General features: G+C 29.8%; 16 protein-coding genes. 3 read left to right on the plus strand and 13 right to left on the minus strand.

Annotated elements, in window-relative coordinates:
* Positions 1–79: 79 nt before the first annotated feature.
* Entirely contained in the window at positions 80–559 is a 480-nt protein-coding gene (locus LPB302_RS02435; protein ID WP_015480214.1) for an Lrp/AsnC family transcriptional regulator, read from the minus strand.
* Between the two features lie 87 nt (positions 560–646).
* The gene (locus LPB302_RS02440; RefSeq protein ID WP_053974756.1) at positions 647–1,690 is read right to left on the minus strand and encodes a M14 family zinc carboxypeptidase; all 1,044 of its coding nucleotides are present in this window, start codon (positions 1,688–1,690) and stop codon (positions 647–649) included.
* Between the two features lie 307 nt (positions 1,691–1,997).
* Here LPB302_RS02440 and LPB302_RS02445 point away from each other — a divergent pair, with 307 nt between their 5' ends.
* Positions 1,998–2,342 carry a helix-turn-helix domain-containing protein gene (locus LPB302_RS02445; RefSeq protein ID WP_053974757.1) on the plus strand — a complete coding sequence of 115 codons (345 nt, stop codon included), beginning with the start codon at positions 1,998–2,000 and terminating at the stop codon, positions 2,340–2,342.
* A gap of 70 nt (positions 2,343–2,412) precedes the next feature.
* On the opposite strand, the gene LPB302_RS02450 is transcribed toward LPB302_RS02445, so the two are convergent.
* From LPB302_RS02450 to LPB302_RS02495, 10 genes are all read right to left on the minus strand, one after another.
* Complete coding sequence (locus LPB302_RS02450) at positions 2,413–3,243, minus strand: prohibitin family protein (protein ID WP_053974758.1); 831 nt, start codon at positions 3,241–3,243, stop codon at positions 2,413–2,415.
* A 64-nt stretch (positions 3,244–3,307) separates the two neighbouring features.
* On the minus strand, positions 3,308–5,335 hold the full coding sequence (locus LPB302_RS02455) for a hypothetical protein (RefSeq protein WP_053974759.1): 2,028 nt from the start codon (positions 5,333–5,335) through the stop codon (positions 3,308–3,310).
* Between the two features lie 317 nt (positions 5,336–5,652).
* Positions 5,653–6,399, minus strand: a complete 747-nt coding sequence (gene fabG, locus LPB302_RS02460) for a 3-oxoacyl-[acyl-carrier-protein] reductase (RefSeq protein ID WP_053974760.1) — start codon at positions 6,397–6,399, stop codon at positions 5,653–5,655.
* A gap of 90 nt (positions 6,400–6,489) precedes the next feature.
* A complete protein-coding gene (gene sucD, locus LPB302_RS02465) occupies positions 6,490–7,362 on the minus strand; it encodes a succinate--CoA ligase subunit alpha (protein WP_053974761.1) in 873 nt (290 codons plus the stop codon).
* Positions 7,363–7,430: 68 nt separating this feature from the next.
* Entirely contained in the window at positions 7,431–8,348 is a 918-nt protein-coding gene (locus LPB302_RS02470) for a UDP-3-O-(3-hydroxymyristoyl)glucosamine N-acyltransferase (protein ID WP_053974762.1), read from the minus strand.
* Between the two features lie 19 nt (positions 8,349–8,367).
* On the minus strand, positions 8,368–8,934 hold the full coding sequence (gene efp / locus LPB302_RS02475) for an elongation factor P (RefSeq protein ID WP_053974763.1): 567 nt from the start codon (positions 8,932–8,934) through the stop codon (positions 8,368–8,370).
* Positions 8,935–8,943: 9 nt separating this feature from the next.
* Positions 8,944–9,729, minus strand: a complete 786-nt coding sequence (gene lpxA / locus LPB302_RS02480) for an acyl-ACP--UDP-N-acetylglucosamine O-acyltransferase (RefSeq protein WP_053974764.1) — start codon at positions 9,727–9,729, stop codon at positions 8,944–8,946.
* 3 nt (positions 9,730–9,732) lie between these two features.
* A complete protein-coding gene (locus LPB302_RS02485; protein ID WP_053974765.1) occupies positions 9,733–11,124 on the minus strand; it encodes a bifunctional UDP-3-O-[3-hydroxymyristoyl] N-acetylglucosamine deacetylase/3-hydroxyacyl-ACP dehydratase in 1,392 nt (463 codons plus the stop codon).
* Complete coding sequence (lpxD, locus tag LPB302_RS02490; RefSeq protein WP_053974766.1) at positions 11,124–12,158, minus strand: UDP-3-O-(3-hydroxymyristoyl)glucosamine N-acyltransferase; 1,035 nt, start codon at positions 12,156–12,158, stop codon at positions 11,124–11,126. The genes LPB302_RS02485 and lpxD overlap by 1 nt, the downstream gene beginning before the upstream one ends.
* Before the next feature lie 45 nt (positions 12,159–12,203).
* The gene (locus tag LPB302_RS02495) at positions 12,204–13,427 is read right to left on the minus strand and encodes an HD domain-containing protein (RefSeq protein WP_231658733.1); all 1,224 of its coding nucleotides are present in this window, start codon (positions 13,425–13,427) and stop codon (positions 12,204–12,206) included.
* Between the two features lie 131 nt (positions 13,428–13,558).
* Between LPB302_RS02495 and porX the strand changes: the two genes are divergently transcribed.
* On the plus strand, positions 13,559–15,106 hold the full coding sequence (porX, locus tag LPB302_RS02500; protein ID WP_053974768.1) for a T9SS response regulator signal transducer PorX: 1,548 nt from the start codon (positions 13,559–13,561) through the stop codon (positions 15,104–15,106).
* A 40-nt stretch (positions 15,107–15,146) separates the two neighbouring features.
* Positions 15,147–15,824 carry a tetratricopeptide repeat protein gene (locus LPB302_RS02505; protein ID WP_143032721.1) on the plus strand — a complete coding sequence of 226 codons (678 nt, stop codon included), beginning with the start codon at positions 15,147–15,149 and terminating at the stop codon, positions 15,822–15,824.
* An 87-nt stretch (positions 15,825–15,911) separates the two neighbouring features.
* On the opposite strand, the gene LPB302_RS02510 is transcribed toward LPB302_RS02505, so the two are convergent.
* Positions 15,912–21,845 carry an Ig-like domain-containing protein gene (locus LPB302_RS02510; RefSeq protein WP_053974770.1) on the minus strand — a complete coding sequence of 1,978 codons (5,934 nt, stop codon included), beginning with the start codon at positions 21,843–21,845 and terminating at the stop codon, positions 15,912–15,914.
* Positions 21,846–22,181 lie beyond the last annotated feature (336 nt).

A 22,181-nucleotide genomic window follows, 5' to 3' on the forward strand; every position in this document is an offset into this window, starting at 1 on the left:
CATAATGAAAGATGATTTCATTGCATAAAAAAATCCTTATCAATTTGATAAGGATTTTAATTTATATAAATAGAAAGATTTATAGCTCTGCAAAAATTGCATGCATCATTCTTTTCTTATCGTTTATACTTTCTTCTAAAGCAATCATTGTTTCTGTTCTGTTTACTCCAGGAACATCATCTATTTGATAAATAATGTCTTTTGCATCATTAGTACCTTTTGCTCTTACTTTACAGAAAATATTATATTTACCTGCTGTAACATAGGCTACAGTTACGTTTGGTATACGTCTTAAGTTTTCAATTACACTTTGCGTCATTGAAGTTTTTTCTAAATAAACACCAACATGAGCTATAAATGAGTATCCCATTTTCTCATAGTTAAGAGTTAAAGTAGAACCTTGAATAATACCTTCATCTTCCATCTTTTTTACACGAACGTGAATAGTTCCAGCAGAAACTAATAACTGTTTAGCAATGTCTGTAAATGGTGTTCTTGCATTCTCTATTAAAATATCTAATATTTGATGATCTATTTCGTCTAAGATGAATTTTTTCATTTTTGTGTTTTATTCAATTTATATGGCAAATTTATAAATTTAATTTAATCTAATTGAATAAAACATGAGAAAAATTTAAACATTTTTCTATTCGAAAACGATTTCGTAATGTCCTGTCTTGCCAAATACGTCATCTTTAGGTACTTTTTCTAGCTTAGAAACCAATTGATTATCCACAATTTGATCTACATATTGATAACCTTCATCTGACTTATTTTTATATCTGTGAATAATATCTAAGAATTTTTTATCATTATTAGGAATGTTAAAATAGCCTTCATAATCTATGAAAGTGTCAGTTGTTGCAATATGATATAATCCTTGTAAGATACTGTAGAACGTAAATTCTCTAGTTTTTTCTCTTTGATAATCTTCTGGATAATGACCTGATTCAATTAAAATAGTATTATACCCTAATTTCTGAAAATTATCTCCTGTAGCAGTTGGGTAAAATTCATCTGTATATCTACCAACAAAATTAGGTATCATTTTTTGCAATATAGAATTCATGGCAACAATTACATTCATAGTTTCAATTCTACCTTTTGTAAGTGACCTAGTTTCTTCTTCTGAAGGGGCTAAAAAAGATATTGTTGCTGTGTTTTGAGTACCTTCTACGTTAAATATGGTTCTTTGATCATGTAAATTGAAACTAAATGAAGGGTTAAATTCTTCTAATGTATGTCTTAATAATACACTTTCTTTAGCAACTCTATTTACAGCATCTCTATTTAAATCGATATTATTTGCATTAACTCTTGTATAGTTCTGTGCACCATCAGGATTTAAGATTGGGATGAATAATAAAGTACATTCTTTTAAAATTTCATCTAACAACGTACTTTCTTCATTTGAAAAACAATTAAACAAGTCAAATAAAGCTCTTGTTCCTGTACTTTCATTTCCATGCATTTGTGACCATAAAAGAATCTTTTTCTTACCAGTACCAATTTTAAAGGAGTAAATAGCTCTATCTTCTTCAGAGTTCCCTATTTCTTTAATAGTAAAAGATTCTTTATGCTTGTTAAATAAAGGTAAAATATGCTCTAGAGTTATCCATTTACCTAAAAGAGCTTCCTCTTTTTGATTTTTATATAACGCTTTTAATGTCTCTACTGATACTATTTTCACAAAGTCTTAATTTAATCCACACAAATTTACACTATTGCTCATTAGTTGGCAATACTGAAGAAGTAATTAAAATGATTCCTAAATCAATTTTGAGTTTATGATATTAGATTTTATCAATCTATATTTTATTATATAAAATAATTTAACCTTAAAATGCTTTCAATATTTTAAAGCACTGTTATACATTCGATTATCTTATAATGTTAATAGTTTACTTTAAATATTTTAGTTGAATTATTCTAGATAGCAATATTTATAGGAATCAATTTATTATTATTTTACCTTTGTTTGAAGCTAAATATATACAATGTTAAACAGTGTTGATTTTATAAATAGATTGAAACAATTGATGGATTATCATCAATTTTCAGCTTCTTCTTTTGCAGAAAAAGTGGGTGTACAAAGGTCCAGTATTTCGCATATTTTATCTGGTAGAAATAAACCTAGTTTAGATTTTATATTGAAAATCAACAGTGTGTTTGAAGATTTAGATTTAGATTGGTTGTTAAATGGTGATGGAAATTATCCTAAAAAGAAAAACCTAGCCTCTGCTCCTATTCTTAATAAATCTAGCATTCATAGTTCAACTAAAGAAATACAAAGAATAGTTACTTTTTATACTGATGGCACGTTCGAAGAGTTCATTAAATAATCACTTTAAATTTAGGGCATAAAAAAATCCAGCTGATTAAGCTGGATTTTATATTTAATATAATATATTCTTATTGATTGCCTAAAATAATAGGTAAACCATCTTTTCCTGAACCAATTACAATTACTTTACTGTTTGAAGATTTAGATAATTCTATTGTAGCTTCTATCCCTTTTTCTTGTAGAATCTTTTCAGTTAAGGATGCACTTAAAATTTTGTTTGCAACAGCCTTACCTTCAGCATCAATTTTTTGTCTTTCTGCTTCTTTCTTAGCTTTTGCTAATCTAAACTCATATTCTAAAGATTCTTGCTCTTGTTTTAATTTAGTTTCAATAGCGGTTCTAATAGTAGTTGGTAGTTTTACATCTTCTACTAACACTCTTTTTACAGTTAAAAACTGCCCTTCTAAAACTAATCTAACTTCATCTAAGATTTCTTGTTCAATAACATCTCTCTTACTTGAATATAATTGTTCTGGTGTATAACGTCCTACAACACTTCTTGCTGCTGCATTTACTGCAGGATCTAGCAATTCACGTTCATAATCTTCACCTTTTGTTTTTATTAAAGAACCTAAATTTTGGAATTCTGGTTCGTACCAAATTGTTCCATTTACTTTAACCTCTAATCCATTTACAGATAATACATTCATTTCATCAGAGATAGATTGCTGACGTACTTTTCTGATAATCATTCTATTCCAAGGAGCAACAATATGAAAACCTTCTCCATATGTTTTTTCTGTATTTATACCATCACCTAAAGTTTCGAAAATTACACCACCTTCACCTGGACCAATTGTAACAGTAGATTTTGAAAATAAGATAATTACTGCAATTACAATAAGTACTAAGAAAACTCCACCTTTAGGAAAGTTAAATTCCATTTGATTATTTGCCATTTAATATATTTTTTATTTTTATCAAATTTACGATTTATAACGCTTAAAGACAATTCATTCTTGTCTATATTTTTCCATGATATTTTCTAATGAACCATTCAACACTAAATAAACCAACTATTATAAAAAGTAACCATTTCCAATTGATTAAATTTTCTTCAGTTTTCTTTGATTTTTGAATTGTATAATAACCTTCATCTTGCACAAGATCTTCAATAAGATTATCAGCTTTATCTTTATAGAATAATTTACCTTTTGAATTCGAAGCTAACTTTTTAAGTTTTTTATCATTTGCATTAGTAAACTGTTGTTCTATTTGAAATTCTGACACTTTAAATCTGCCAGATCTTTTTATTTTTTGATTGCTGACAGAAACATCATAAGTATAATCTCCAGAAGGTAAATTATCTATTTCTGCTTGATAAGAATTGTTTATTAATGAAAAAGGAAAGGTTGTAACCTCTTGATTTTGTGTGTTTTTAATTTTTATTTCTAGATTAGCTCTATCATCAAACCTATAGTTTTTATCTGTATAAAAAGCAGCTATTTTAATTCTTGAATTTGAAGGATATATAGATTCAATATTAACCTCTAGCCTATTTCTTTTTTTATTTGATGCTAAATATTGAACGATATTTCCAATAAAATTATCAAATTCCTCAAAGGAATTCGTGTTTAAAAAGCTTGCAGCTCTCCATTTCCAAATACCTTCTCCTAATAAAAACCCTTTTTTAACATTATTGTTTTCTAAAAAAGTAAACAAAGGTTGATTTGTAGCAACACCATTTATATTCTGATAAATTAAAGTTTGCTTTTCACCTAATACAGTAATATCTCCAAATTTATCGGTTAATGGAGGTAAATTGTTAAAGTTTATATCTTCTTGCAGAAACGTTAGAAAACCATCATTAAATATTGCACCAAAATTTTCGGTCTGATTAATAGCATTTTTAGAAATACCTAAATTATTTCGATTGATGAAGTTCCAATTGGTTTTAGAACCAGATATTAACCAAAAATTACTTTCTGAATCTTTTAGTTGATTTAATAGCGATACAAATTGATTAGTTGGCTGATATAAAATTACCAATTGATAATCTTTGATATCACCTTTAAATTTATCAATAGGAATTATTTCTAAAGAACGTTGTTTACTGGTTTCAATCGCTTTTTTTAATGCTCCTATATCTGGGTGAATTGTAGATGTTATTAAGGCTATTTTGGTTTGTTCATTAATAACTTCTATAGAAAATGATTTAGAATTATTACTTATATTTTTTTCATTGTTTAATTTACCTATAGAAACAGTGTAATATTGTAAACCTTCACTAATAGATTCAAATTCTGTTTGTAAGGTTACTGATCTTTTAGTTTTCGAAAAATTTACATTTTTTCGAAATAATCTTTTTCCATTTTTAGAAATCGCAATAGGTGAATTAATGTTATTCTCTCCAAAGTAATTTAGAATAATTTCAACAGGAAATTTATTATTAATGTAGCTGTATTTATTAACATTAACTTGAGAAATACTTAAGTCTTCATACTTTGTTGTGTCTCCTACAACTATAGGATAAATAGCTTGTTTAGATTTTATAAAACTATAATCTAAACCTTTGGTTTGATTGCCATCAGTAATAAGCACAATTGGTGCTTTTATGTTTTTTTGCAATTCATTTAATTCTTGAATTGATCTTGAAATATCTGTATTTACATCATTAAAATTGAGACTATCTAGAACAGTTAAATTTTCCCCAAATGAAAATTTTTCAATCGAAAATTTATTAGTAAGTGCAGCATTATTTTCTAATTTATTTATCAACTCTTTTACATGTTCACCTTCCTGAAAATAAGTTATTGAACTTGAATTGTCTATTAACAATGAAAGTATCGGTTTTTCATTAGTAATTTTTGTGCGCTCTATTTTAGGATTAATAAGTAAAATAAGCAGTAAAAAAAGGCTCAATGCTTTTAAGAAAAATAAAATTTTAGGAATAGTAGTTCTATCATTTACCTTGTATAAATATTGCATAAAGGCAATAATGGCGCTAAAAATAAGCGCTAAAGCAATTAAAAAATAGGTAAATGATGTCAACTTTAAAATTTATAGGAAAGATATACATATCACTGCAAAAAAAAAACCTACAACGTTAAAAGTTGTAGGTTAGTTTTTATCAAATTGATATAGGTTTCTATAGGGATTTTCCTAAAGGGGTTTAGGGTTATCGTTTTCAGAAAGCATTAAAAAAATTTAGGGATTTTTTAGGGATTACTTTCTTTCCACACTGTAAAGATACAACGTGATTAAAGTTAATTTTCTGAAAATTAGATAGAAACCTATTAAGCTTAGATAACTTGTAAAAAAGTTTAGATAAGCTGAATTTTATAGTTTATATTTTTTTATGTAGAGTATTATGTTAACATTCCTCCATCAACAGAAAGCGTTTGTCCTGTAATGTAAGCACTCATATCAGAAGCTAAAAATACGCAAGCATTAGCAATGTCTTCTGGTTTACCACCTCTTTTTAAAGGAATTGAATCTCTCCAGCTTTGAACAGTAGCTTCATCTAATTTATCTGTCATTTCAGTTTCTATAAAGCCTGGAGCAATAACATTACTTCTAACGTTTCTAGAACCTAATTCTAGAGCCACAGATTTAGAAAAACCTACAATACCTGCTTTAGATGCTGCATAATTGGTTTGACCTGCATTACCTTTTAAACCAACAACAGAACTCATGTTAATAATAGAACCTGCTCTTTGTTTCATCATTGGTCTTATTACAGCTTTGGTTAAATTAAAAACTGATTTTAAGTTTACTTCTATTACTTTATCAAAATCATCTTCAGAAATACGCATTAATAAATTGTCTTTAGTAATCCCTGCATTATTTACTAAAATATCTATTGATCCAAATTCAGCCAAAACTTCTTTTGCTAATTCTTGAGCTGCATCAAAATTGGCTGCATTAGATTGATATCCTTTAGCTGATACTCCAAGGGCTTTTAATTCTTCTTCTAAAGCATTTGCTGCATCAACAGATGAACTGTAAGTAAAAGCTACATTTGCTCCTTGCTTTGCAAATTCAATGGCTATTCCACGTCCAATACCTCTTGTTGCTCCTGTAATTATTGCTGATTTATTTTCTAGTAATTTCATAAAGTTCGATTTAATTGTAATGTAAATATAAAAAAGAAATTCCCGTTTTTAACGGGAATATTCTCTTCAATAAATTTAATATGTTGTTTATTATTTTAAAACGTTAGCCACCATTTCTCCAATTTTAGCAGGAGAACTTACAACGTGAACACCATTTTCTTCTAATATTTTCATTTTAGCTTGTGCAGTATCATCTGCTCCACCAACAATAGCTCCTGCATGACCCATTGTTCTACCTGCAGGTGCAGTTTGCCCAGCAATAAAACCAACTACTGGTTTTCTATTACCATCAGCCTTAATCCATTGTGCAGCTTCAGCTTCTAAATTACCACCAATTTCACCAATCATTACAATTGCTTCAGTTTCATCATCATTCATTAACATTTCTACAGCTTCTTTAGTAGTTGTTCCAATAATAGGATCTCCACCAATACCAATTGCTGTAGTAATTCCATAACCTTGCTTTACAACTTGATCTGCAGCTTCATACGTTAAAGTACCAGATTTAGAAACAATACCTACTTTACCTTTTTTAAAGATAAAACCTGGCATAATACCAACTTTAGCTTCATCTGGAGTAATAACTCCTGGACAGTTAGGTCCAACTAATCTAGTATCTTTATCTGCTATATATGCTTTTACTTTAACCATGTCTGCTGTTGGTATACCTTCAGTAATACAAATGATAACTTTTATACCTGCATCTGCAGATTCCATAATAGCATCAGCTGCAAAAGCTGGTGGTACAAAAATTATTGAAGTATCAGCACCTGCCTTTTCTACAGCTTCTACTACTGTATTAAAAACTGGCTTTCCTAAATGTTCTTGACCTCCTTTACCTGGAGTAACACCACCAACAACATTGGTACCATAATCAATCATTTGGCCAGCGTGAAAAGTACCTTCACTACCTGTAAAACCTTGTACAATAATTTTTGAATTTTTATTTACTAAAACACTCATGGTTCTTTTTTTAATTTAGTTACACAAAAATAGTTATTGTTTACTTTTATAAAAAACTTATTTGCGATTTATTTTTCTTTTAGCAATCTTTTTAAGCCTGCTAATTGTTTTAATTTTTCTCTTGATTCTTCTATTGGTGTTCCAAAATAAGATTTTCCTCCTGGAACTGACTTAGTCACTCCTGTTTGACCTAATATAACAGCACCTTTTCCAATTGTAATTCCGCTATTTGTGCCTACTTGACCCCAAATTGTTACTTCATCTTCTATTACCACACAACCAGCAATACCTGTTTGAGAAGCAATTAAACATTTTTTACCAATAACTGTGTCATGACCAACATGCACTTGATTATCAATTTTAGTTCCTTCTTTAATAGTTGTATCTCCAGTAACACCTTTATCTATAGTACAAGAAGCTCCTAAATCTACATGATCTTCTAAAATTACTCTACCACCAGAAATTAATTTATCGAAACCTGTAGGTCTATTTTTATAATAAAAAGCGTCTGCTCCTAATACAGTATTGGCGTGAATTGTACAATTATTACCAATAACAGCATTATCATAAATAGTTACATTAGGATGAATTATACAGTTATTACCAATAGTTACATTATTACCAATAAAAACGTTTGGTTGTATAATTGTATTCTTACCTAATGTTGCAGAGTCTGAAATACTTGCAGTAGATGCTATAAAAGGATTAAAATGATTGGTGATTTTATTAAAATCTCTAAATGGGTCATCAGAAATTAATAAAGCTTTACCTTCAGGACAATCTACTTTCTTATTAATTAAGATGATAGTTGCAGCTGAATTTAAAGCTTTGTCATAATATTTTGGATGATCTACGAAAACTATATCACCTGCTTCTACAACATGAATTTCGTTGATTCCTAAAACCTGAAAATTAGCATCACCAATGTAATCTACATTTAATAGTGTTGCAATTTTTAGTAACGTTTGCGGTTTTTTAAATTTCATAAAATGCTTAACGCAAAAATTACTCCTTAATACGTTCTTGGTAGGTTCCTTTTGTAGTTTCTACTTTAATTTTATCACCTTCATTAATAAATAAAGGTACATTTACTGAAGCACCTGTTTCTACTGTTGCAGGTTTTGTAGCATTTGTAGCAGTATTACCTTTTACACCTGGTTCTGTATGAGTAACTTCTAAAATAACACTTAAAGGCATCTCTACAGAAAGTGGCATATCATCTTCTGAGTTTATGATAATGGTTACAATTTCACCTTCTTTCATTAACTCTGGAGTATCTAAAGCACTCTTTTGCAATTGAATTTGAGAGTAATCTTGCTCATTCATAAAATGGTAAGTATCACCATCATTATATAAATATTGAAACTTATGTGTTTCTACTCTTACATCATCAATTTTTCTACCTGCAGGAAAAGTATTATCAACTACTTTACCATTGGTAACACTTTTTAATTTGGTTCTAACAAATGCAGGACCTTTACCTGGTTTTACATGTAAAAATTCAATGATTTTATAAATATCATTGTTGTATCTAATACATAATCCGTTTCTAATATCTGATGTTGTTGCCATTTATATCTTTTAATTTGCTTTGTAATATCCTTTCATGATTCCCCTATGAGAATCTTTTATAAATTGTATTATTTCATCACGTTCTGGAGTTGCTTCCATTTCTGCCTCAATAATATCTATTGCTTGAGTATAGTTGTAGTTCTTTTGAAATAGAATTCTAAATACATCTTGAATTTCTCTAATCTTTTCTGTACTAAATCCTCTTCTACGTAAACCAACTGAATTAATTCCTACATAAGATAATGGTTCTCTTGCTGCTTTTACATATGGAGGAACATCTTTTCTTACCAAAGATCCACCAGTCACAAATGCATGATTTCCTACAGAAGCAAATTGATGTACTGCAACCATACCTGCTAAAACTACATTATTACCAATTGTAACATGGCCTGCTAAAGTTGTATTATTAGAAAATATACAGTTTTCGCCAACAAAACAATCGTGTGCAATATGACAATAAGCCATAATTAAACAATTATCTCCAATTGTAGTTCTCATTCTGTCTTTAGTACCTCTGTTGATGGTAACACATTCTCTAATAGTAACATTATCACCAATTTCTACAGTACTTTCTTCATCATCAAACTTTAAATCTTGTGGAATTGCAGAGATTACTGAACCAGGAAAAATTCTACAATTTTTACCAATTCTTGCTCCTTCCATAATTGTTACGTTAGAACCTATCCAAGTTCCTGAACCAATAACAACATTGTTATGTATAGTTGTAAAGGGTTCTATTACCACATTTCTGGCAATTTTTGCTTGGGGATGAACGTAAGCTAATGGTTGATTCATAATTTATTTTTTCTTGGCTATTTGAGCCATTAATTCTGCTTCTGCTACTAATTTACCATTAGCATAAGCGTATGCTTGCATATGACAAATTCCTCTTCTTATAGGTGTAATTAGTTCAGCTTTAAATATTAACGTGTCTCCAGGTAAAACTTTTTGTTTAAACTTAACATTATCCATTTTCATGAAATATGTTAAGTAGTTTTCTGGATCTGGAACTGTACTTAATACTAATATTCCTCCACATTGAGCCATTGCTTCAACTTGTAAAACTCCAGGCATTACAGGTGCTCCAGGAAAATGTCCTACAAAGAAATTTTCGTTCATTGTTACATTTTTCATTCCCACAACATGTTTGTCAGAAAGCTCTAAAATTCGATCTACTAATAAAAATGGAGGTCTATGAGGTAGAATGTCCATTATTTGATGAATATCCATCAATGGAGGCTGATTCAAATCGTAAGCAGGAACATTATTTCTTTTTTCTGCTTTAATAAGCTTAGCCAATTTCTTAGCAAATTGAGTATTTACTAAATGGCCTGGTTTGTTAGCAATTACTTTACCTCTAATTCTTGTACCAACTAAAGCTAAATCTCCAATAACATCTAATAATTTATGACGTGCAGCTTCATTCGCCCAATGTAAAGTTAGATTATCTAAAATTCCATTTGGTTTTACAGCAATATCATCTTTCTTAAATGCTTTCTTTAATTTTTGCATTGTATTTTCTGATAATTCCTTATCTACGTATACAATAGCATTATTTAAATCTCCTCCTTTAATTAAATCATTTTCTAATAACATTTCAATTTCATGAAGAAAACTGAATGTTCTTGCATCTGCAATTTCTTCTTTGAATTCAGAAATATCATCTAAAGTTGCATTTTGTGTGCCTAAAATTTTAGTACCAAAATCTACCATAGTTGTTACTTGATATTCATCTGCTGGCATTAAGATGATTTCACTACCTGTTACTTCATCTTTATAAGAAATAATTTCTTTTACAACATATTCTTCAATTTCTGCATCTTGCTCTTCTATACCAGCTTTTTCTAAAGCTTCTACAAAAAACTTAGAAGACCCATCCATAATTGGTGGTTCTGAAGCATCTATTTCTATCAATAAATTATCTATATCTAAACCAACTGCAGCTGCTAAAACGTGTTCTGAGGTTTGTATCTGAACTCCGTTCTTCTCTAAATTAGTTCCTCTTTGTGTGGTAACTACATACTCTGCTTTAGCCTCAATTGTTGGGGCTCCTTCTAAATCAACTCTACTAAAAGCAAAACCATGATTAACTGGGGCTGGTTTTAGGGTCATTGAAACTGTGTTACCTGTGTGCAATCCTACACCTGATAACGTAACTTCTTTTTGTATTGTTTTTTGCTTCTTACTCATTACTTCTGCTTTTGAGTATTTAATTCTTTTTCTATGTTAGTTACTGATGCTGCAATTTTAGGTAAGTTTCTAAAGTATACATAACTTTTATTAAAGTCTGTATAACCGAAAGCTGGTGTACCTTGCACAACATCGTTATTTTTTAAGTTTTTTGTGATTCCAGATTGTGCCTGTATTTTAACTCCATTTCCAATTGTTAAATGACCAACAATACCTACTTGACCACCAATCATACAATTTTCTCCAATTTTTGTAGAACCTGCAACTCCTGTTTGAGCAGCAATTACTGTATTTTTACCTACCTCTACATTATGAGCAATCTGAATTTGATTGTCTAATTTTACACCTTGTCTTATAATAGTAGAGCCTAAAGTTGCTCTATCAATTGTAGAACCAGAACCTATATCTACATGATCTTCTATAATAACATTACCAATTTGTGGTATTGCTTTAAATTCACCTTTTTCATTTGGAGCAAAACCAAATCCATCTGAACCAATTGTACAGCCTGAATGAATTTTACATTGATTACCAATTTGAGTTTCTGAGTAAATTTTTACACCAGAAAAAATGACACAATCATCTCCAATTGTGGTGTTATCCCCTATATAAGAGTTAGGGTATATTTTAACATTATTACCAATAACAACATTTTCGCCTATGTAAGAGAATGCACCTATATATTCATTATCGCCAATTTTAGCTGAATCAGAAATAAAATGAGGCGCTTCTCTACCTTGTTTGTTGTTTTTTACTTCGTTATAAAATTCTAGTAATTTTGAAAAAGATTTATAAGCATTATCTACCTTTATTAAAGTAGTACTAATCTCTTTTTCAAGTACAAAAGTTTTATCAACTATAGCTATAGAAGCATTTGTAGTATATAAATATGGATTATATTTTGGATTGGATAAAAAGGTTAACGAACCATTTTCTCCTTCTTCTATTTTAGATAATTTAGAAACTTCTTCATTTGGGTTACCCTCAACTTCGCCTTCTAAAATATCTGCTATTTGTTGTGCTGTAAATTTCATTAACGGCAAAAGTATAAAATTTATAAGTATTTGGCTAATTTCATTTTACTTTGGATAGCAAATGAAGTGTTTTATAACTGGTTTTGTAAGTGCTTGAAGGTTTAATTGGTCTGATGCTTTAGCAATATCTTTCAGTTTTCCTTTTTTACTTAAAATATAAATTGGCTTTTCTGATTGATAAGCTTGATTTCTAATTTCTCTTGTAAAAACAAAGTATTTAATGTCTGATTCTGAAATATCTAATTTTTTTGAAAATTTACTTTTTATTTTGTTTAGTTTTTCTTCGGTAAATGGATTTTTCTGAATTTCTATTTTCAGTAATTTTCTATCTACCATTATTTGAGACAACTGAGAAAGCACTTTATCTGAATGATTTGTCCATTCTTTTATGGCAGAAAGAATATCAAAGTCATCTAATTTTGAAAACATTTGTAAAGTGGTATCAGAAAAATTGTTTGATGAAATCTGATTTTTTAAAAAATAAGACAAAGCAGAACTTGCATAAAGATCCTCTCCTTTTTCAGATAATTCTTTAGCTCTCTTTAAAATATTCACCAAAATATTTTCTGCAACTAAACCTGTTTTATGCAAGTATACTTGCCAATACATAAGTCTTCTAGCAATTAAAAATTTCTCTACAGAATAAATTCCTTTTTGCTCTATAACCAATTCATCATTCTTAACATTCATCATAGTTATTAATCTGTCTGATGAAATATTACCTTCTGTAACTCCTGTATAAAAACTATCTCTTCTTAAATAATCTAATCTGTCAATATCTAACTGACTGGAAATAAGTTGACATAAAAATTTACGAGGATATTTACCTTCAAAAATTTCGATAGCCAAACTCAGTTCACCATTAAACTCATCATTTAAAGCTCTCATAAATTTAAGTGATATTTCTTCGTGAGAAATACCATTTACAATACTGTGTTCTAATGCATGAGAAAAAGCTCCATGACCAATATCATGCAAAAGAATAGCAATGCACAATGCATTTTCTTCTTCTTTAGAGATATCAATTTGCTTAAATCGTAAAACTCTAACTGCTTTCTGCATTAAATGCATACAACCAATTGCGTGATGAAAGCGTGTATGATTTGCACCTGGATAAACCAAACTAGAAAAACCCATTTGTGCAATTCTTCTTAACCTCTGAAAATAAGGATGTTCTATTATGTCAAAAATTAAAGAATTTGGAATTTGTATAAATCCGTAAATAGGATCGTTTAAAATTTTAAGTTTATTTGGTTTTTTTTTCTTCAAAAGATGCTGTTTTGTCAATTTTCAGCAAAGTACGAACATTATTTTTTTTGGCAATAATTTATCATTTAGAACCTTTTAAAAATATAACAAATTGGTACTTTTAACGTTGAATTGATAAATAAAACAATAGAATGAGCAACATACAAATATTATGGGTTGATGATGAAATAGAACTATTAAAGCCTCATATTCTATTTTTAGAACGTAAAAATTACCAAGTTACTACTTGTACAAATGGTGCAGATGCTATAGATTTAGTAGAAGAACAAAACTATGATATTGTTTTTTTAGACGAAAACATGCCTGGTTTAACTGGTTTAGATACACTATCTCAAATAAAGCAAAAGCAATCTAATTTGCCTGTGGTTATGATTACCAAAAGTGAAGAGGAATATATAATGGAGGAAGCAATTGGATCTAAAATTGCAGACTATTTAATTAAACCTGTAAATCCAAGTCAGATTCTATTAAGTTTAAAAAAGAACTTAGATAATTCTAGATTAGTATCAGAAAAAACAACCTCTAGCTATCAACAAGAATTTAGAAAAATAGCTATGGATTTATCTATGGTAAATTCTTACAAAGATTGGATTGAGCTTTATAAAAAACTAGTTCATTGGGAGTTAGAGCTTGAGAATATTAGTGATACTGGAATGCTAGGCATTTTAGAAAGCCAGAAGCAAGAAGCCAATAATCAGTTTTTTAAATTTATAAAAAGAAACTACGAAGACTTTTTAACAGCCCATGATAAACCTACTTTTTCACATACCTTATTTAAAGATTATGTAGTACCTGAATTAAGTAAAGATCAAGGTGTTTTATGGGTAGTAATTGATAATTTAAGGTATGATCAATACAGAATTTTAGAACCCTTAATTAATAACCATTATAAGAAAGATGAGGAGTATTCCTACTTTTCAATTTTACCTACTGCAACTCAATATGCTAGAAATGCAATTTTTTCTGGTTTAATGCCTTCTGAAATGGAAAAAAAGTTTCCTAATTACTGGAAAAATGATACAGATGAAGGTGGAATGAATCTTTATGAAAATGATTTTTTAACAGCTCAAATTAAAAGATTAAGCTTAAACATTACTCATGAATATTACAAAATTACCACATTAAAAAGCGGTAAAGAGTTGGCTGATAATTACAATGGAACCAAGCAGAATGACTTAACTACAGTAGTTTACAACTTTGTTGATATGCTTTCGCATTCTAAAACAGAAATGGAAGTTATTAAAGAATTGGCAGGAGATGATAAAGCTTACAGAAGTTTAACTTTAAGTTGGTTTAAAAATTCGCCATTGTTTGAAATTATTCAGAAAGCTCAAAATTTAGGTCAGAAATTAATAATTACCACAGATCATGGAACTATAAATTGCAAGCACCCAACTAAAGTTATTGGAGATAAAAACATAAGCTCTAACTTAAGATACAAAACTGGTAGAAGCTTAACATATGAGGATAAAGATGTCTATGCAGTACGTAATCCTAAAGATATTTTTTTACCTACTGTAGCTATGAACAGTCCATTTATATTTGCGAAGGAAGATTTCTTTTTCGCTTATCCTAATAAATTTAACCACTTTGTAAAATATTATAAAAACACCTATCAACATGGAGGTATTTCTTTAGAAGAAGTCATAATTCCATGTGCAGTCTATTCACCTAAATAGATTTAAACACAATATTTATTAACCATAAATTGCCAAAAAATTGAAAAAGATATCACTATTAGTGTTGGGTTTACTTTGCTTAAATTCAGTAAAAGCACAATCGAAAGAAATACAACTTTTAGAAAAAGCAGAATATTTATATAAAGAAAAGCAGCATGATCATGCTATTTTAAAGTTAAATGAATTGATAAAAATTAATCCTGATTTTGTTGCAGCCTATTTATATAGAGCTGATAATAAATCAGAATTAAATCAATTTGATAGCGCTCTTAAAGATTACAAAAAAGTAATACAATTAGATTCACTAAATATGTTGGCTTTATTTGAAATTGCAAATAATTACTCTAACCTTTTAGATTACAATACTGCTATTCTATATTATAACAAGTCTGAAGATGTTCTTAAATCATCCTCTACTCCTATCTATAATGGTTTAATGAAAAGGTCTTTTTTAAAAGAAACTACTATGTATATGGTTGAGGAAAATGATATCCTTTTTAACAGAGGTTTAAGTTATTTTGCTTTGAAGGAATATTTAATGGCTTTTAAAAACTTTTCTAAAATTACGAAAAAAGGTGTAGATGCAGATTCAAAATATATGTTGGGTTTAACATTATTAAAATTAAAAAAGTTTAAAGAATCTTGTAAAGAATTAGATTCTGCAATTATTTTGGGAAGCAAAAAAGCAATGTTGATAAAAGCAAAAAGTTGTAGTTAGCTTTAACTATTACCAATTATAAATAAAAAAAGAGCTGATAAATCAGCTCTTTTTTTGCGAAAATAATATCCAAATTGTATTTAGGGATTACTTTTTGAAAACTATCTTCTTGGTTCCAAAGTTTGCATTAGGAGATATAATTTTTAAGAACATAACTGAGTTCTTTACATTAAAGTTAAATTCTAATTCATTAACCCCAACATTTAATTCTACTGACTTATTTAAAATTACTTTACCAGTAACATCAAACAAATAAACAGTTGCAATTGTTGCAGTTTCACTCTTTACTGTAGTTTTTACATAACCTATAGAAGGGTTTGGATAAGCTGTAAAACTGTTGTCGAACAAATTACTAGCAGTTTCTGTTTTAGAAGCCACTGCTGATAGGGTTACAGTAACTGTTGCTGTTGAAGCATCTCCATTTTTATCTGTAATTGTATATACAAATGTATCTGAAGTAATGTTTGCATCATTTGTAGAATAATAAGCTATTCTATCATCTGAAGGATCATTTTCAGTTCCATTATCATCTATCTTAATTCGCATTCCATTATCACTAGCAGTATCTGTTTTACCATTAATTAAAACTAATGGATGATTTGCATTCTGACCATCAGTTCCAAAATCATCATTTGCTGTAACATCTATATACACAATTTGATCTGGATTTGCCTCTGATCTGTTTACTGTAACTGCATCATCTACAGCAGTTGGTGTACTATTTTGTAATACAATTGCTTCTACAGTAATTGTAACTTGAGCACTTGATGTATCTCCAGAATCATCAGTAATTGTGTATGTAAAAGTATCTTCACCTACAAAATTAGCAGCAGGACTATATAATACTTGATTATTATCTACACTTAAAGTACCTCCAAAATCTGAATTAGCACCTACTGTTAAAGCATCATTTTGAGCTGCTCCATCATCTCCATAAGTATCATTTGCTAAAACATCTATACTAGATGAACTGTCTTGATCTACTGTTACAGTATCATCTACAGCATTTGGCACATTTGAAGGAATTGCAACTGTTACAGTAACTGTTGCTGTAGAAGCATCTCCTGTTTTATCAGTAATAGAATAACTAAATGTATCTATACCTTCAAAATTTGCTGCTGGTTGATATACAATAACATCATCTGATGTATCTTCTGTACCTTTATTGTCTACATTAATTAATGCACCATTTGTAGTTGCACTAAATAAGGTTCCATTAGTCATGGTTAAACCATTATCTATAGCACCATCCAAACCAAAATCATCATTTATTAAAACATTTATTTCGGTTGCAGTAAGATTTGCATTTACATTAACTACATCATCATTAGCTGTTGGCACAGCTACTGAAGCTGAACCTGTTACAGTAATTGTTACAGTGCCTATTGCTGCATCTCCACTTGCATCTGTTATTCTATAATCGAACGTATCTTCTCCACTAAAATCTACATTTGGTGAATATAAAATTACGTCATCAGATAAATCATTTGGTGTTCCATTATCTCCAATAGTTAAAATTCCACCTTTTGCTGATGCATTTACCATTGAACCATTTGCGAATGTTAATGGATGAGTATCATTAGGACCATCTGTTCCATAATCATCATTTACTAATACATCTATTGTATTTTCTAAACTATTTTGATTTACGGTAATTGCATCTTCTACAGCAGTTGGAATTCCGTTATTTGTAGCTATTTCAGTAATGGTAATAGTTACATCTGCAGTTGCAGTATCTCCTGAATCATCAGTAATTGTATAGGTAAAACTATCTACACCTACAAAACCAGAAGCTGGTGTATACACCACTAAGTTATTTGCAACACTTAATAGACCACCTAAATCAGAATTGGCAGGAACTGTTAGTGCTTCATTCTGAGCAGCACCATCTGTACCAAAACTGTCATTGCTTAAAACATCTATATTTTGAGTTGTATCTTGATCTATAGTAATTGTATCATCTACAGCAAAAGGTACATCCTCTACTCTAGCAACTGTTACAGTTACTTCTCCAATTGAAGCATCTCCACTTTTATCTGTTATTACATACTGAAATGAATCTGTACCTTCAAAACCAGTAGCTGGTGTATAGATAAATATATCATCTGATGTATCAGCTGTGTTTTGATTATCAATAGAAATTGTTGCACCATTTATAGTAGCACTATTTAAAGTACCATTCTTCATAGTTAAACCACCATCTATATAACCATCTAAGCCTGGAGTATCATTATCTAGTACGTCTATTTGATTGTTAGTACTATCTGTAAATACTGATACAACATCATTAGAAGCTGTTGGTGTACCATTTACAACTTCTCCTGCTATTACTGTAATTGTAACTGTAGCTGGATCTGAAACACCTGATGCATCTTGCAAGCTGTACTCAAAAGTATCTAGTCCTGAAAAGTTTTCTGCTGGTGTATATTCTACAGTATAATCTAAAGGATCTCTAGAAAAGTTATTTTTTACAACTAAAGTTCCACCTTGTGAAGTGGTTAAATTGTCTATAATTAACCTTCTTAATAACACTCTAGATCCTATAATATCATTATCAAAGATTGAGATTTCGTTATCAACACTATTCTCATCTACTTCTATATTATCATCTATTAAAGCCAATAATGTTTCATCTTCTACAACAGTTACAGTAACTGTTGCTGTTGAAGCATCACCATTTGCATCTGTAATTACATAGCTAAATGTATCTACGCCTATAAAATTTGTTGGAGGTGTATATGTTATATAATAGTCTCCATAAGGTGAATTATCATCATTTTTATTGATACAAAATAAAGCTCCTATTGATGTTGTTTGCATCATCCAACCTTTATCTGTAGTTACAGGATCATGACTGGTAATTGGACCTTCGTTACCAAAAGTATCATTAGGTAAGATATCTATAACTGCTCTTACACTATTTTGTGTTATAGTAATCGCATCATTTGTTGCTACTGGTACATCATTTACAAACTCTGCAGCTGTAACAGTAATTGTTACTGTTGCTTGAGATGTTTGTGCAGCATCATCTGTAATTGTATAATCGAAAGAATCTGTACCACTAAATCCTGTTGCTGGTGTATAAACAATTTTATCATCTACAATAGTTATAGATGCACCATTGGTTATTGTTGGTAGATTAATAGCAAATGAATTATTTTGAGCTCTACCTTGAGAACCAAAAGCATCATTTACTAAAACATCTATAATATTATTTGCACTGTCTTGTTCTAATATTACAGTATCATCTTCTGTTGTTGGTACATCAAATATTTCTACTTCTACTGTAATTGTTACAGTTGCTGTAGATGCATCTCCATTAATATCTGTAATTGTATATTGAAAAGTATCTTCACCAACAAAATCAGTTTGAGGTACATAATTGATAATATCATCTGAAGTTTCATTCGTGCTTTTATTGTCTACGAAAATAATTCCTCCATTAGAAGTTGCGCTACTTAAAGTACCATTTGTCATAGTAAGACCACCATCAATTAATCCATCTAAACCTTCACTATCATTAGCTAATACATTAATTTCATTTGATAAACTACCTGAATAAACAGTAATTGCATCATTGATAGCAGTAGGATTTGTATTTCCATTATTACCTTCTACAACTGTTACAGTAACTAATGCAGAAGTTGCATCTCCATCAGAATCTGTTAAAATATACGTAAAGGTATCTTCACCAATAAAATCTGCAGCTGGTGTATATAAAATTACATCGTCTAATAAATTATTTTCTGTACCATTGTTAGAGATAGTTAGTAAAGCCCCATTATTACTTGCACTTGTTAAACTACCATTTAAAAATGTGAATGGATGTTCTACATTTGCTTCATTACCACCAAAATCATCATTGGCTAAAACAGCAATACTATTATCTGTACTGTTCTTATCTACAGTTGCAACATCATCTGTTGGAACTGGAATTATAGGCCTTACAATAATGTTTACAGTTGCTGTTGCTGTATCTCCATTTGAATCTTCTAAAGTATAGGTAAATGAATCTGTACCATTATAATTTGGTCTTGGTGTAAACTCGATAAAGTCATCTGTTACATCTACTGTTCCATTATCATTTAAAACTACTGTTCCATTTTCTGTTGATGTAGAACTACCAATAGTAAAGTTTGCAGCACCATCTGCACCAAAACTATCATTAACTAAAATGTTTAATGAGTTGCTAGAAGAATCTTGATTTACATTAATAGTATCATCTATAGCAGTTGGTAAGCCATTTACAATAACAGTTCTTGAAACTGTAGTAGACTCATTATTAGAAGCGTCTAAAGCTTTGTAAATTAAAGTATAAGAACCAGAAGTATTAGTGTCTACTGTACCAGTAATTTCTATTGTTGTACTTGAACAATTATCTGCGCCTGTGGCTCCTGGATCTGTAAAATTGGTGCCATTAACTACAGAAATCGTTTCATCTCCATTTAAAGTTATTGTTGGAACAATTTCATCAACGACAATAATTGTTGCTGTTTCTGTAGCTGAATTATTTGCTTCATCAGTTACTGTTAGTGTAACAGTATTACTTCCTAAATCAGCACATGTAAATGTTTCTTTATTTAAACTAAAAGTTAAATTAGTAGATACATCATCTGAAGAACCATTATTTACTTCAGAAGAAGTAATAGTTGCTGATCCATTGCTGTCTAAACTAATCTCTAAATTTTGGGTAATTACTGTTGGAGGTGTATTATCAGAATTATTACTTAATCCATTGTTAAATATATAGGCAGAGCCTGAGTCATTTCCATTATCATCATTAGCAAAAGCTCCAATAATTACATTATTTCCATCTATTGCAGAGGCCCATCCAAAATAATCATTTGCGGCTCCATCTGAAGGTAAAATTTTTGCTTGCTGAGTCCAATTAGACCCATTTCTTTCAAAAATATACGCTGATCCTGAATTACTTCCATTATCATCATCTAATCTTGAACCAACTATTACTAAATCTCCAGATATATCCACAGAAATACTGAACTGGTCTGACTGAGCAGCGTCTAAAGCCGTAATTTTAGATTGTTCAACCCACCCTGAATTTGAATTATTAAATATATATGCAGAACCTGTATCAACTCCATTTGCATCATCGTTTGCAAATGCTCCAACAACTATGTAATCACCATCTATTCCAATAGATTGATAACTAAAATAATCATATGCATTTGCATCTGAAGCTGTTAACTTGGCTTCTTGACTCCAAGTATTTGCTACTTTACTAAAAACATAAGCAGCACCTGCATAGTTATTATCTTCATAAGCACCTACCAAAATTTTGCTTCCACTAATATCTACAGCTCTACCAAATTGCTTATTTTGAGCTGGATCTGCAGGCTGAATTTTTTGAGTTTGACTCCAAATAGAACCATTATAATTAAAAACATATGCACTACCAGAAGAACTTGCGTTATCATCTGTATACATTGCTCCAACTACAACAGCGTTATTATCTATTGCTACGTCCCAACCAAAATAATCATATTGAGCTCCATCTGAAGCTAATAATTTAGCCTCCTGATTCCAAGTATTTCCAGACTTTCTAAAAACATATGCAGCACCATTTCTTTGATTATTAGTAACTTCATAAAATGCGCCTACAATTGCTAAATCTCCATCTATTGCCACAGAGTTTCCAAAATAATCTGAAGAAGCTGCATCATTTGCAAGTAGTTTAACTTGTTCTTCCCAAGTGTTTAAGCCTGCATTATATTTTAATATATATGCAGATCCTGAGTTTGAACCATTGTCATCATTACTTCTTGCACCTACAATAGCATATTCTCCATCAATAGCTACATCAAAGGCATAGTTGTCATATGTTGCTGCATCAGAAGCAGTAGCTTTTACAATTTCGGTCCAGTTTTGGGCGGTTACATTGAAATTACAGATTAAAAGAAATATGAAAACAATAATATAATGTTTGTTTTCTAAAAACTTTGAATAAGTTTTTTCTAAGTTATTTACACATGTAAATAACCTACAATAGGTAGTTTTTAACATCTTAAAGAGGATTTAATGTTAGTTAAAGTCTGGTTAGTAAGTAATTATGATTTATTAAGAATCTTCAGTTTTGATTCTTGATTATTGAATATACAGGTTCGTATAAACAACTTTTTAATAGTAGTTTTCATTTTAGAGGTATTAAGGGGTTAAAAATAGTTCGCTTTTAAAAATGTTAGTTTTAATAGCTAGAATAAAATTGCTTAAATTCTTGATTGCTAAGTTATAACGAAATTGGTAATTTAAGGTATCATTTATAATACATTTTACAAAAACATTAACAACCTACTGTTATTCAATGGGTTAAAAGTGTTTTTACTAAACTGTTTTTATACT

The sequence above is a fragment of the Polaribacter dokdonensis genome, assembly GCF_024362345.1.
GTDB classification, from domain to species: Bacteria; Bacteroidota; Bacteroidia; order Flavobacteriales; family Flavobacteriaceae; genus Polaribacter; species Polaribacter dokdonensis.